At 34.9% G+C, this 12,499-nt stretch carries 14 protein-coding genes; 9 read left to right on the forward strand and 5 right to left on the reverse strand.

Features of this window, described 5'->3' with window-relative positions:
* Window positions 1-44 precede the first annotated feature (44 nt).
* The gene (locus tag MHH96_RS10360) at window positions 45-818 is read left to right on the forward strand and encodes a DeoR/GlpR family DNA-binding transcription regulator (protein WP_047943257.1); all 774 of its coding nucleotides are present in this window, start codon (window positions 45-47) and stop codon (window positions 816-818) included.
* A gap of 161 nt (window positions 819-979) precedes the next feature.
* Here MHH96_RS10360 and MHH96_RS10365 read toward each other — a convergent pair whose 3' ends face one another.
* A complete protein-coding gene (locus MHH96_RS10365) occupies window positions 980-1,741 on the reverse strand; it encodes an SDR family oxidoreductase (RefSeq protein WP_047943256.1) in 762 nt (253 codons plus the stop codon).
* Window positions 1,742-2,318: 577 nt separating this feature from the next.
* Here MHH96_RS10365 and MHH96_RS10370 point away from each other — a divergent pair.
* The 3 genes from MHH96_RS10370 to MHH96_RS10380 all read left to right on the forward strand — a co-directional run bounded on the left by MHH96_RS10370 (window position 2,319) and on the right by MHH96_RS10380 (window position 5,362).
* The gene (locus MHH96_RS10370) at window positions 2,319-3,074 is read left to right on the forward strand and encodes a MurR/RpiR family transcriptional regulator (protein ID WP_047943255.1); all 756 of its coding nucleotides are present in this window, start codon (window positions 2,319-2,321) and stop codon (window positions 3,072-3,074) included.
* Window positions 3,075-3,154: 80 nt separating this feature from the next.
* Window positions 3,155-4,609 (forward strand): glycoside hydrolase family 1 protein, encoded by a 1,455-nt coding sequence (locus MHH96_RS10375; protein ID WP_341117247.1) that lies wholly within the window; start codon window positions 3,155-3,157, stop codon window positions 4,607-4,609.
* A gap of 363 nt (window positions 4,610-4,972) precedes the next feature.
* Complete coding sequence (locus MHH96_RS10380) at window positions 4,973-5,362, forward strand: hypothetical protein (protein WP_047943253.1); 390 nt, start codon at window positions 4,973-4,975, stop codon at window positions 5,360-5,362.
* 188 nt (window positions 5,363-5,550) lie between these two features.
* Here the strand turns inward: MHH96_RS10380 and MHH96_RS10385 are convergent, their stop codons facing one another.
* The 4 genes from MHH96_RS10385 to MHH96_RS10395 all read right to left on the reverse strand — a co-directional run bounded on the left by MHH96_RS10385 (window position 5,551) and on the right by MHH96_RS10395 (window position 7,712).
* Window positions 5,551-5,796 (reverse strand): indolepyruvate ferredoxin oxidoreductase subunit alpha, encoded by a 246-nt coding sequence (locus tag MHH96_RS10385; RefSeq protein ID WP_047943252.1) that lies wholly within the window; start codon window positions 5,794-5,796, stop codon window positions 5,551-5,553.
* 31 nt (window positions 5,797-5,827) lie between these two features.
* Window positions 5,828-6,244: a hypothetical protein gene (locus MHH96_RS10390; protein WP_341117252.1), complete on the reverse strand. Its 417-nt coding sequence runs from the start codon at window positions 6,242-6,244 to the stop codon at window positions 5,828-5,830.
* 77 nt (window positions 6,245-6,321) lie between these two features.
* Complete coding sequence (locus MHH96_RS25625) at window positions 6,322-6,621, reverse strand: helix-turn-helix transcriptional regulator (protein WP_095259469.1); 300 nt, start codon at window positions 6,619-6,621, stop codon at window positions 6,322-6,324.
* A gap of 455 nt (window positions 6,622-7,076) precedes the next feature.
* The gene (locus tag MHH96_RS10395) at window positions 7,077-7,712 is read right to left on the reverse strand and encodes a pentapeptide repeat-containing protein (protein WP_047943250.1); all 636 of its coding nucleotides are present in this window, start codon (window positions 7,710-7,712) and stop codon (window positions 7,077-7,079) included.
* A gap of 199 nt (window positions 7,713-7,911) precedes the next feature.
* Between MHH96_RS10395 and MHH96_RS10400 the strand changes: the two genes are divergently transcribed.
* Genes MHH96_RS10400 through MHH96_RS10420 form a run of 5 tightly spaced genes read left to right on the forward strand, consistent with a single transcriptional unit; the run spans window position 7,912 to window position 12,459 of the window.
* Complete coding sequence (locus MHH96_RS10400; protein ID WP_047943249.1) at window positions 7,912-8,820, forward strand: ABC transporter ATP-binding protein; 909 nt, start codon at window positions 7,912-7,914, stop codon at window positions 8,818-8,820.
* Complete coding sequence (locus MHH96_RS10405) at window positions 8,817-9,563, forward strand: ABC transporter permease (protein WP_047943248.1); 747 nt, start codon at window positions 8,817-8,819, stop codon at window positions 9,561-9,563. The genes MHH96_RS10400 and MHH96_RS10405 overlap by 4 nt, the downstream gene beginning before the upstream one ends.
* Window positions 9,564-9,575: 12 nt before the next feature.
* Window positions 9,576-10,304, forward strand: a complete 729-nt coding sequence (locus tag MHH96_RS10410; protein WP_061800004.1) for an ABC transporter permease — start codon at window positions 9,576-9,578, stop codon at window positions 10,302-10,304.
* A 32-nt stretch (window positions 10,305-10,336) separates the two neighbouring features.
* Complete coding sequence (locus tag MHH96_RS10415; protein WP_061800009.1) at window positions 10,337-11,062, forward strand: response regulator transcription factor; 726 nt, start codon at window positions 10,337-10,339, stop codon at window positions 11,060-11,062.
* A complete protein-coding gene (locus MHH96_RS10420) occupies window positions 11,059-12,459 on the forward strand; it encodes a sensor histidine kinase (RefSeq protein WP_336044560.1) in 1,401 nt (466 codons plus the stop codon). The genes MHH96_RS10415 and MHH96_RS10420 overlap by 4 nt, the downstream gene beginning before the upstream one ends.
* Window positions 12,460-12,499: the final 40 nt, after the last annotated feature.

The raw sequence follows: 12,499 nt of genomic DNA on the forward strand, positions 1-12,499 counted from the left end.
TAGATTAATAGTAAAACATAGCTTTATTGAAAGGAGGGATATGAATGACAACATCCATACAAAAGGAAAGACAAGATAAAATTGTTAATCATTTAAAAGTAGAAAATTTTATGAAGACTACTGATTTGGTTGAGTTATTAAATTATAGTGAGGCAACGATAAAGCGTGATTTAATAGAATTGGAAAATCAAGGATTAATTCGTAGAACTCGTGGCGGCGCCGTGATTATTGACCGCCGAAAGATTGATATTCCTTATTTAATGAAAGTTGATAAGTTTAATGATGATAAAGAGAAAGAAAGAATGGCAAAATTGGCAAAGGAATTGATTCAAAATGATATGAATCTATTTATTGATTCAAGCAGTACAGCATTACATTTGGTTCATCAATTAAACAAGTTTGAAGGCTTACAAGTGATTACAAATGGAGTTATTACAGCTAGTTTATTATCAGAGTACACATCAGCAAAAGTGAATATTCTAGGAGGTTCGATTGTTCCTAAGCGGTTTACAGTTAATGGGTCTAAGGCATATCATGATGCCCTAACTTATAATGTTGATCTAGCATTTGTTTCTTGTCGTGGCTTTGATTTTTCTGTAGGTGCAACAGAAACAACAGAAGGAGAAGCATTAATAAAGCAATCATTCAGAAAAGGGGCAAAAGAAGTTGTTCTGATGGTAACACATGATAAATTGAATCAGAAATACTTACATCAAAGCTTAAATTGCTCTGATATTGATTATATGATTGTAGACAAACCCTTATCAAAAATAGAACTAGAGGATTTACAAAAACATAAAATATCCGTTTTATATTAAAAAAGAAAAGTCTCTTGTTGTAGAAAAACTATAAAAGATGAAACACAATAAGAAGAGAAAATAAAGTTACTCAAGTAAACATTGGTTGATCGGAATAGAGGATTTAACTAGATAGACAAAAAACTCACCAAGATATGGTGAGCTTTTTGTCCAATTCATTCTTACTCAATCGTCTTCTTCATCGCCTCATACATATTCTCCACATGCTGATCCACTTCATCACGAGACATCCGCAAGCGATCTACCGAACTGCCATAGCCTATTTCTACCTTACCTTCTTTTAACCCTTGAAATATTCCATCGGCAAACTCGTTTAAAGGCTCTCCTGCTGTATGTAACCCAGCTCCGCCTAAATCGGTATTTACAGCTGGAGGGGCAACTTCAATTACTTCTATAGATGTCTCGGAAAGCTGATGTCTTAAGCTGACAGTGAATGAATGCATCGCTGCTTTGGTTGCTGAATAAATGGGTGCAATAACCATCGGCGTAAAAGCTAAACCTGATGTTACATTAATAATGGCCGCATTTTCTTTTTTTGAAAAATAAGGTGCAAATAGCATAGACATATGAATAGCAGCTTCCATATTAATGGTAATTTCTTTGTTGAAATAGCTCCAATCATTCTTTGCATCCGCTTTTAATACATTAAACCGTTGTTGTATGCCTGCATTGTTTACTAATACGTTCACCTTTGGATAATTCGCTGTTACCCATTCAAATAATGCGATGCGGTCAGCTTCCACAGAGAGATCACTCACATATGTAATCAAGTTAGGATATTTTTCATTTGCCTGTTGAAGTGCATCTTCCCTGCGGCCACATGCAATCACCGTATTTCCTGCGTCCATAAATCTTTCTGCAAAAGCTAAGCCGATTCCGGCATTTCCGCCTGTAATGAGAATGGTATTATCAGAGAGTTTCATTGGGATTCCTCTTTTCCACTTATTTTATATTCTATTTAATTACTTCCTATTTTCTTTCCTCAATCTTTTCAAGTACCGAGAAATTTTCTCTTCCATTCCTTTTAGGGACTCCTTTATTAACGATCTTTCAGTGATTACATCATGTTTGAGATTTTCTATCATGGCAAGGCTTTGCTGGATGGTGCTGTCTCCTTCGATAATCCAATCAATATATTGTTTAATTCTTTTTATCGACGTATGCGTATTTTTTTTAACAAATAACGGTTTCAAATAGTGCCATCTTGTTTTCTAAAAATAATCGCCTTTCAGCTTCATCGCGTTCTAGCAATGGAAGTAATCCTTGTTTTTTCATAATACCTAATCGTTGATTCAGGAATATTAAATTTAGCTGATGTTTCACTGATATAACAATAATTCATACGGAGACCTTCAATCCGTGTCGACAGGATTAGTATACGACTTTAACTACGGTTTGAGTCAAGCAGGCTGATTTAGTTCATTAAAAAAGTAGATATAAAGGAGTAGATTCTTAACCATTACCAAAATAATATGATACGATCATCATGAGGTGGAAATTTTGGAACAATTAATTTATACACTTTTAGCATATATAAATAATTCTTTAGAAAAGGATATTAACTATTCCATCGCCAATAGTTTCCTGGAAAATATTCATCATATAGAAGGCTATTCTTTAGAAATGGCTGCAGAAGTATGTAATGTAGCCCCATCTACGATTAATCGTTTCTGTAAGCGCATTGGTTTCCGCAACTTTTCGAATCTCCGCAGCAGTGTAGCTTATCAAGGGGGAATGTATGAGGAAAGGGAAAAGAGCTTAACTACAGAAACATTTGAATTAAAACTAAAGGAAAATATCGAGATGATGGAAGGGATTTCTAAGGAACAACTAGACCGTATCATAAAAAAGATTCATGAGTCTAAAAGAATTGTCATACTAGGATTTGAAAAACATCAGATTCAAGCGATGGAGCTTCAAAAGCAATTATTTCTGCTTGGAAAGCTATGTGAATGCAATACGAATTTTTTTAAACAATTGGAAACAGTATCTCATTTGACAGAAGAAGATATGATTATTACGATTTCCATTGAAGGAAACATCCTGACAGAAGCGTTAGCAATCAAAGAAAAAATTAAGGCGGCAAATGGGAAGAAATTACTAATTACTTTTTCAGATCCTGAGAAGCACCAACAAATATTTGATGAGATAATACAATGTGGAAAAATTGATAATAGTGCTGTGAGTAGTTATACCTTATTACGTTTGTTTGATATTCTTATCTATCACTATCAAAAACGATATCCTTCTTTTTAACTGGTCTGAAAGAGACCAGTTTTTTCTTTTTTGTAAGCGTATCATTATAGGTAGAGATTAGAAAAGGGAGGAAATATATAATGAAGAAAAACGGATTTCCTGAAGGTTTTTTATGGGGGGGAGCTACAGCTGCCAATCAATTAGAAGGTGCGTATAATGAAGGCGGAAAAGGATTATCGATCTTTGATATGGTCACATTCGTTCCAAAGGAAGAACGTGGCGATGATATCGAGATGGATGTGAAAAGCAAAGCAGAATTAGAAGCACTATTAGCTGGCAAAGGCGGGGACAATTTTCCGAAACGTTGCGGGATTGATTTTTATCATCGCTATAAAGAAGATATTGCTCTTTTTGCAGAGATGGGCTTCAAAACATTCCGTCTGTCTATTTCTTGGCCGCGTATTTTCCCGAACGGGGATGACTTGGTGCCAAATGAAGAGGGCTTAGCTTTTTATGATCGAGTATTTGATGAGTTGGCTAAATATGGAATTGAGCCATTAGTGACGCTGTCCCATTATGAAATCCCACTAAACCTTGTTCAAAAATATAATGGCTGGGTAGATAGACAATTAGTAGATTTCTTTGTTCATTATGCTGAAACTGTCTTTAATCGCTATAAGGACAAGGTGAAGTACTGGTTAACGTTTAATGAAATTAATATCTCAACGCTATCCCCTTACATTGGTAGTGGTATTTTAATTGATGAGGTAGAGAATAAAGAACAAGCTATTTATCAAGCTTTACATCATCAATTTGTGGCAAGCTCTAGAGCAGTGAAGGCATGTCATGAGATTATTCCTGAAGCACAGATTGGCTGTATGCTGGCACGTATGGAAGTATATCCGGAAACATGTAATCCAGATGATGTATTAGCAGCATTAGAAGAGGATCAGAAGAATTTATTTTTCACAGATGTTCAAGTGCGCGGATACTATCCAAGCTTTATGCTGAACTACTTTGAGGAAAATAATATTCAGATTGAAATGCTTCCAGGGGATGAAGAGCTGCTTTTACAACATACTGTTGATTTCCTATCTTTTAGCTATTATATGTCTATGGTGGCAAGTGGAGCACCAGATAAGAAAAAAGAAAAAGGTAACTTCTTCTCTGGAGTGAAAAATCCATACTTAGAATCATCTGATTGGGGCTGGCAAATCGACCCGAAAGGATTGCGTATTACGCTAAAGAAAATGTATGATCGTTATCAAGTACCTTTATTTATCGTTGAAAATGGATTAGGTGCGCATGATAAAGTAGAAGAAGATGGTTCTATTAATGATGATTACCGTATTGAATATATGCGGGCACATATTGAGCAGATGAAAGAAGCAATTAAAGAGGGGGTAGATCTCATTGGCTACACAAGCTGGGGCTGTATTGATCTTATTTCTGCCAGCACCTCTGAAATGTCTAAACGATATGGCTTTATCTATGTAGACCAAGACGATTATGGCAATGGAACATTAAAGAGAACAAAGAAAAAATCATTCGATTGGTACAAAAATGTTATTGCGACAAATGGCGAAGAGTTATAATTTATGCCTAGATAAACAGTGCTGTCCCTTTTGGGATTCAGCACTGTTTTTTTAGACTATTTTAGAAAAGGAAGAGCGATATGATTATCAAAAATGATAGATTTTTTAGAATTAATAAACAAATCTTAATATATTGATATAATGAAAATCATGTGTTAAAATGTTCCAGTCAAGCATCTTCATTAGGAGATTTTAGAAGCTATTATGGATAAATATCGAATAATATTCTAATTTTTCTAATAATACACAACAGTCTAAGAACTGTGGGCAACATTGTTTTTGCCCAAGTGTTTATATAGGCTACATAATACTTATGGTTTATGGAATAGTAATTATATTATATGGGTATAAGGAGAGGTTCAAATGAAATATCTTTCTCTATTTATGGCCGCGTTCCTATTCTTGCTTGCAGGATGCGGGAATTCAGCGGAAGAGAAAAAAGAGCAACCAGTAAAAGAACAAACGAATGCAAAACAAGAAACAAAAGCAAAAGAATTAACAGATGAAGATAAGAAATTTATTGCTTTATTGGAAAAAGGCGAATATCAAACAATCATTGATGAAACAATCGGTCTTGGCAGTGATGCCCAAGTGAATTTTTACTTTTTAGCAAATGCCTTTAAGGCAGTTCCTGATTATACATTAAGTAAAACATATTTGAATAAAACGAAGTATATTCCAGCTGAAATTGAAGATAAAGTAAATAAATTAAAAGAAGATATAGATGCTAACGTGGAGAAAGAGGGAGCTTAATCTCTTTAATCTCGTTAGATAGGTGCTTGACCTCAAATTAAGATGTAATGAAGAACCTTGTCAGAAGATTTCTGGCAAGGTTTTTAATACTTTGGAAAGGATAGCATAAGGCATCAATCAATACTTTTCCTAACACGAAGAAAAGAATAAAAAACAAATCAACAAAAATAAAGTTGATTTGTTTTTCGTTATCCTTCATATGATTTGTAAAAATCGATAGCCTTCTGGATATAAGGCTGTTCTTCTGGTGGTACCTCTTCTTCGTGATAAATGGCGGAAACTGGACATACTGCTTCACATGCACCACAGTCAATACAAATATCAGGATCAATATAAAATTGATCTTCTCCCTTTGCGATACAATCAACAGGACAAACATCTACACAATCTCCTGCTTGTTCATGCATACATGGTGAAGTTATAACGAAAGGCATGGAATCTCCCCTCCCCTTTACTTAAATATTATTAAGATCTTATGCTGAGTAGTACTTCATTCATTCGATTTATATTTTCGCGGATTTTTACAGCACTCAAGTAATCAATTTTATCATGATAGCTTTCAGGCTGTTCTCTTTGCTCATTAATAGACATATGCTGATATTCATCAATGCCCCCTGTTGATGCTTGATAGTCCTCCATTAAGCTAGCTTCCAATTGTTGAACCATATTGTTTAATCTATCAAGACTTTGTGTCATCGAAATGGCTGTGTTGATGATTTCTTCGTCTAATTTTGGAAAGTTATCCATTTTGTTCTTCTGTTCTTGTAAATCATTCTTTACTTGCTGAAGCAAAGGATCTTTGTCAGCATCTACTTTCATATGATCAAGTATTTGTAACGTGTCGCCTATCAATATTTGCAATCTCTTGGAGGCGTTTTCCATGGAAATCCCACCTTTAAGCATTGTATCTATAAAATGGACATAATATCGGCTTTCTATACATCTTACGAGAGTTCTCGCTATTTTCTAGGCGAAATGCGAGTAATCTTTTTAAAATGGCGATGAAAGGATCGCAAATTATTGTAACCCACAGTTATGGCAATTTTGCCAATCGGCAGCTGCCTATTTTTTAACTGATAACACGCCTGTGATATTTGATACTGGGTCAAGTATTCGGTAAAGGTTATATTTGTTATATGAACAAACAGTTTGGAAAGATAATCATAATCATATTGCAGATGCTTTGCTGCGACTTTCAATGCGCAATCTTGACTGTAGTGGCTGTCTACATAAAGCAATATTCTATGAAAAACTTTCATCTATGTTGAGTATGCAACAGGCGTTAATTTAGTGTCCTCTACTAAATTACCACATATATCATAAAGAAAACTTTTTTGGCGATAAATAGACAAATTGGGTGTCCTTTAAATAAATCACATTGCTTTCTGGAATAAAGCCCTTAGAACCTTTTGAAAGGGAAGAAGAAAAGCTAGTAGAAGATCCCATCGAACTTCCAGAGAATTTGGAGAAAATGATGGGAGAAATGCAATCAAACAAACCCTTAAATGAGTGCGAATGGTGGATGCTGACTTTGAAAATCAAGATGAGCGAAGTAGTAATCAATCTCGATTTTTAAAGGAAAGAAAATCAGAGAAAGGTGTATTAGGACTATCAGTATGGTGAAAAAGGAAAGAATTATGTGAAGGTTTGGGGATAAACAGAAAAAGCTCTAGCAAATCGTCATATTTTAGCTAGCCAGAGCTTTTTTATGCAATCAATCAACAATTTCCAAGCCCAATAAAGCGGAAAATTGGATGGCTTGATAGGTAGAAACTTTACACCCTTTTAAATCTGTTGGAGATACAAGCAATGATTGGAAGGTAGATGTACTAATATCAACACCGTTAAGGGAAGTTCTTTCAAAATTTGCTCCATCCATCGTACATTTCTTAAATTCAATCTTTTTAAAGAGACAGTCATAAAAATCAGCAGATTCAACAGGTGAGTCTTGGAATCTAACTTTCTCTAGTTTGGAGCTTCCAAAAGCGGCTAGCCTCAATAAGGAATCAGTAAACTGCACATTTCTTAAACGTGAGTCTGTAAAATCTACCCCCAATAATTTGCAGTTAGTAAATTGGCATTTGTGAATGGAAGAACTATTGAGCTTCGCATTAGAGAAATCACAGTTTTCAAAAATAACGTCTGTTAATTCCATGCCGGAAAAATCAGTATGCATAAACTTACAATTCTTCAGCACCATTTTCGATAACCGTACTTTATTTAATGCTTCTTCTTCAAACATGGAGTGATGCACTTCGCATCCTTCTAACTCTAATTCTTCCTCGTACAATATATCGTGAAAATTTCTTGATGGTAGGTTCGCAGGTATCTTTGGTTCTTCTATTTTCATCTATACTACTCCTTTTCTGTTGCATTCCCGTGTGATAACTATATGAAAAAATAACTTTAATTTAAAGACTGTATTTTTTGTTCTATTTATGTGCAGGTGAAAAATTATAGTTTTTTAAGGTTCAGTTAAGGTATGGAAAACGAACAGTTAAGATGGAGCGGCTAGAATAAATGGAAGAAAAGAAATGGAGGAGAAAGTTATGTCAGATTATATTATTGAAACAAGCAATTTAACGAAGAAATTTGGAAAGTTTTTAGCCGTTGATCAGGTAAACCTATTAGTTCCAAAGGGAGGGATTTATGGATTTCTCGGACCAAATGGTGCTGGAAAGTCGACGACGATTCGAATGCTGCTCGGACTTATTAAAGAAACAAAAGGAGAGGTGAAGGTATTTAATAAGTCGATTAAGGATGACCGCATCGCTATTCTAAGCCGCATTGGCTCCATGGTAGAAACACCTTCCTATTATGGTCATTTAACTGCTTATGAAAATTTAGAAGTAACGCGAAAAATTTTAGGTGCAGAAAAAAAGGAAATAGAGCGTGTTTTAGAAATTGTAAAATTAACAGAAGTTCGTAACAAAGCAGTAAAAAAGTTTTCTTTGGGCATGAAACAACGGTTAGGAATAGCTCAAGCTCTGTTAGGAAAACCAGAATTACTGATTCTTGATGAACCGACAAATGGATTGGACCCCTCTGGCATTATCGAAATTCGGGAACTAATTAAAAGTTTGCCAAAGGATTATGGCATTACGATTTTGATATCCAGCCATATTTTAAGCGAAATAGAACTAATGGCAACCCATGTTGGGATTATTAACAAAGGAAGATTACTATTTCAAGGTTCAATGAATGATTTAAGAGAGAAACAAAAGGAGGTCATTCAACTAGAGGCGGAGCCGAGGGCAGAGGTAGAAGCTTATTTAAAAAATGCTGGGATATCTTTCGAAGCTGATACGAACTATTTATACCTTGAACCAAACTACCAGGCAGCGAAAGTAAATCGAGAGCTGATTATGAATGGGTATGATGTACATCAATTAATGATGAAAAAGAACTCCTTAGAGGAAATATTTCTATCTATTACAGGGAAGGAGTCAGTGTTATGAAACTTGCAACCTTGATTTTGTTAGAGAGCTACAAGCAGAAAAAAGGCTGGTTGTGGTTATTTTTACTAGTTATTCCTACTGGAACGACATTGGCGATGTTCTTAGATATTAATGAGCGCTATGACTATTTACGCGATACAGCAAGTCCTGGTTATAATTCATGGGATATTCTTTTGTTAGAAAATCATAGTGTTCTTGGGTGGGGCATGTTTTTACCGATGTTTATCGGCATCATTTACTCCTTAATCTTTCAAGTGGAAGAAAGCCAAAATAATTGGAAGCAAATTCTTAGCTTACCTATCAAACGAGAAACTGTATATTTTTCTAAGTTTTTAGCAGGCCTTTTGTGCTGTATAGCTCTTATAATCCTAAATGTGCTCGGCCTTATTTTAGTAGGATATATGATGGATTTTCCTGAAGCGGTGGAATGGAGCAATTATCTTGTTTATGCGGGGAAACAGATCGTGATGATATTAGCTGTTGCTAGTTTGCATAATTGGTTAAGCTCTTATTTTAAGAATACGATCATTCCTATTGCGATTGGATTTGCTGGAGTCATTGTATCCGGTATTGTCAAGTTTCAATATCCAGAAGCAGGAAAGTTCTTTCCCTATACGTATCCTTACGTTACAGATGGACTGGTCAATAAGGAATTAGCAGAGTTTTTGCCTTATTCTCTCGTTTTTACGTTGTTATTTTTATGTTTTGGAATATGGCAATTTAAAAGAAAAGATGTTCTGTAGGAGGGGAAAACAATGTTTACATTATTAAAAGTAGAATTATATAAATTAAAGCGGTCAAAAATTTTATTAGCAACTACGATTTTTACTTTTCTTGCTCTTTATCAAGGCTGGGATTCTGCCAAATCTGGCCATGCAGAAGGGGAGGGGAATGTTTTTAAAGACTTTTTATTTCAAGGAACTGCTACTGTTTACAGCTGGATTATTTTCCCGCTTATTATCACCCTTGTTCTCGTGATGATGTCAAGAATGGAGCATAGTAATAATAGTTGGAAGTACTATCTGACATTACCAGTAGACAGAGTGAAAGTATATTTAGCAAAGCTTGTTATTGGGGGCGGAATTATTTTCTATAGCTTAGTTTTACTGTTTGTGGGAATTATTTTAGCAGCTAATTTTCTGGGATTAGAAGCAGTTCCATTGTTATGGTTAGCAAAAAGATTTGCTTTATTATTGCTTTCATCATTCGCGATAATCGGGATTGTTTTTTATTTAAGCTATCGTTTCACTCATTTTGCTGTACCTATAGCGATTGGAGCAGGGCTTGCTTTTCCTTCTATGTTTGTTGCTAATTCAGAGAAGTATTGGATTTTTTATCCGTGGGATTATCCTATTGTTGCTTCGATGACTGATGTATTTGAAGTAGGTGGAAAAAATACAAGCATGCTTGTTATATCGATAAGTATCTTTCTTTTTGCAATTATTATTGGCCTTTTACGATTTCGGGCAAAAGATGTACTATAGCAATATAGAAGTGGAAAAGAAAGGGATATAATATGTCATTAACAGGATTAACAGAAAAGAAAATACTATTAGTTGATGATGAAGTCGATATTTTAAATTTATTAGAAACCGTATTGCGAAAGGAAGGCTTTAAGCGAATCGAAAAAGCAGCGACCGGTGAAAAGGGAATTAGGCTGAGTGAAACGTTTAATCCAGACATTATTATCCTCGATATTATGCTTCCTGATATGGAAGGCTATGAGGTATGTCAAAAGATGCGTAAGATAACCTTTGCGCCAATTATTTTTTTATCGGCAAAATCAGAGGAAATTGATAAGCTGCTCGGACTTGGAATAGGTGGCGATGATTATGTAACAAAGCCTTTCAGCACAAAAGAATTAGTGTTTCGGATTAAGGCTCAACTCCGAAGAAGTCAATATATGATTCAAAGTCAAAATATAGATGAACAGATTACGTTTGGGGATATCATCATTTCGCCGAATACTGGAGAAGTGAAAAAAGGGGAGAACTCCATACCACTAAAAGCAAAAGAGCTGCAATTATTAGTTTATTTGGCCAAACATCCGAATCAGATTTTTAGTAAAAATAAAATCTGTGAAGCTGTGTGGGGAGAAGATTTCATTGGTTTAGATAATACTATTATGGTCCATATTCGCCGCCTTCGCGAAAAAATTGAAGAGGATCCGAGTAATCCAAAATGGATAAAAACAGTTAAAGGACTAGGCTATAAGCTGCAAGTTAGAGGAAATGAAGGATGAAGTGGAAGATTACAACGCAGTTTCTCTTTTTTATGATATTAAGTTTATTGCTTTCCATTTTTGTTTTTCTTTTGTTTAATGTATTTTTCTTCTATAGTAGCTATTTGGGAAAGGAACGTATATTCCCCTATCAGAACCCGACTTATTATACACTGGATTTTGCAGACAATATTCGATATGAAAATGATCAAGTTTCTATTGCAAAGAACAAGCTGGATGATCTCGAAGAGGGACAAATTTGGATTCAAGTTTTAGATGAAAACGGAACGGAGATATACAGTAAGTTTAAACCGGAAAAAGTGCCTACCCATTATACGCCTGCTGAAATAATCCGCTATCATAAATTTACGGGAGCACTAGAAAACTCCACTATATATGTTGGGATGCTAGAAAAAGGAAATCGTCATTTGAGCTATATTATGGGGTATCCAGAGAAAGTTATTGGAAAGGCTTATATCAATTATCGGACAGAAACACTACTGCGAGATGTTTTGCTCGTGATTGTTTCCATTGTAATTGTTGTAACGTTAATTGCTTTAATATTTGGCTACTTTTTTAGTAGAAGGCTGGCAAAGCCGATTGTTCAGCTTATTGAGGGGATTCAAAAGCTTGCGAGAGGGGACTTTTGGAGAAGAGATCAGGTGAAGGGTGTTTATAAAACAGTATTTGAGAATTTAAATGAATTATCGGATACACTTCAATCTAATGAAGCAGAGCGCAGAAAATTAGAAAAGATGAGAGAAGAATGGATTACGAATATTACTCATGATATAAAAACACCACTTTCCTCCATTAAAGGTTATTCGGAACTGCTGCAAGACTACGAGTTAGATGCTAAAGAAAAGAATCGATATGTGGATATTATCTTAAATAAATCAGCCTATATTGAGCATTTAATCGATGATTTGAACCTAACCTATAAATTAAAAGGCAATGTCTTTCTCTTGAAAAAGTCAGAAGCAAATTTGGTGGAGATCGTAAGGGAGTCCATTATTCAAATTTTGAATCATCCTTTATACGAGGAAACGAATCTTGATTTTTCAACGGAAACCGAGCAAGTTTTATTTAGCTGTGATAAAACCTTGATACAACGTGCGTTAATGAATTTAATTTATAATGCCATCGTTCATAATCCGCCCGATACCTATATTCAAGTGTTTATTGGTAAAGAAAAAGAAACGATTAAAGTATGGATAGAGGATAACGGCAATGGCATTGAAGAAGGAGAACTAGAGGATTTATTTTCTCGCTACTATCGTGGAACAAATACAGGAGAAGCACATAAAGGAAGTGGCTTAGGATTAGCTATTGCTAAGCAGATTGTCGAAGCACATGGCGGAAAGATATTTGTAGAAAGCAAGTTAGGGGAAGGAACTAGAATTAATCTTATCTTCTAGAAATATATTTTTAAATAATGGAAATGGCAGAAACGCTTTT

Source organism: Niallia sp. FSL K6-0212, from assembly GCF_038007605.1.
Classification (GTDB): Bacteria; Bacillota; Bacilli; order Bacillales; family Cytobacillaceae; genus Niallia; species Niallia circulans.

Bases quoted from the DNA above. Each gene is read 5' to 3' on its own strand.
- MHH96_RS10415 (WP_061800009.1), top strand. From the start codon at position 10,337: ATGTCATTAACAGGATTAACAGAAAAGAAAATACTATTAGTTGATGAT.
- MHH96_RS10380 (WP_047943253.1), top strand. From the start codon at position 4,973: ATGAAATATCTTTCTCTATTTATGGCCGCGTTCCTATTCTTGCTTGCA.
- MHH96_RS10395 (WP_047943250.1), bottom strand. From the start codon at position 7,712: ATGAAAATAGAAGAACCAAAGATACCTGCGAACCTACCATCAAGAAAT.
- MHH96_RS10360 (WP_047943257.1), top strand. From the start codon at position 45: ATGACAACATCCATACAAAAGGAAAGACAAGATAAAATTGTTAATCAT.
- MHH96_RS10365 (WP_047943256.1), bottom strand. From the start codon at position 1,741: ATGAAACTCTCTGATAATACCATTCTCATTACAGGCGGAAATGCCGGA.
- MHH96_RS10420 (WP_336044560.1), top strand. From the start codon at position 11,059: ATGAAGTGGAAGATTACAACGCAGTTTCTCTTTTTTATGATATTAAGT.
- MHH96_RS10390 (WP_341117252.1), bottom strand. From the start codon at position 6,244: ATGGAAAACGCCTCCAAGAGATTGCAAATATTGATAGGCGACACGTTA.
- MHH96_RS10400 (WP_047943249.1), top strand. From the start codon at position 7,912: ATGTCAGATTATATTATTGAAACAAGCAATTTAACGAAGAAATTTGGA.
- MHH96_RS25625 (WP_095259469.1), bottom strand. From the start codon at position 6,621: ATGAAAGTTTTTCATAGAATATTGCTTTATGTAGACAGCCACTACAGT.
- MHH96_RS10405 (WP_047943248.1), top strand. From the start codon at position 8,817: ATGAAACTTGCAACCTTGATTTTGTTAGAGAGCTACAAGCAGAAAAAA.
- MHH96_RS10375 (WP_341117247.1), top strand. From the start codon at position 3,155: ATGAAGAAAAACGGATTTCCTGAAGGTTTTTTATGGGGGGGAGCTACA.
- MHH96_RS10385 (WP_047943252.1), bottom strand. From the start codon at position 5,796: ATGCCTTTCGTTATAACTTCACCATGTATGCATGAACAAGCAGGAGAT.
- MHH96_RS10410 (WP_061800004.1), top strand. From the start codon at position 9,576: ATGTTTACATTATTAAAAGTAGAATTATATAAATTAAAGCGGTCAAAA.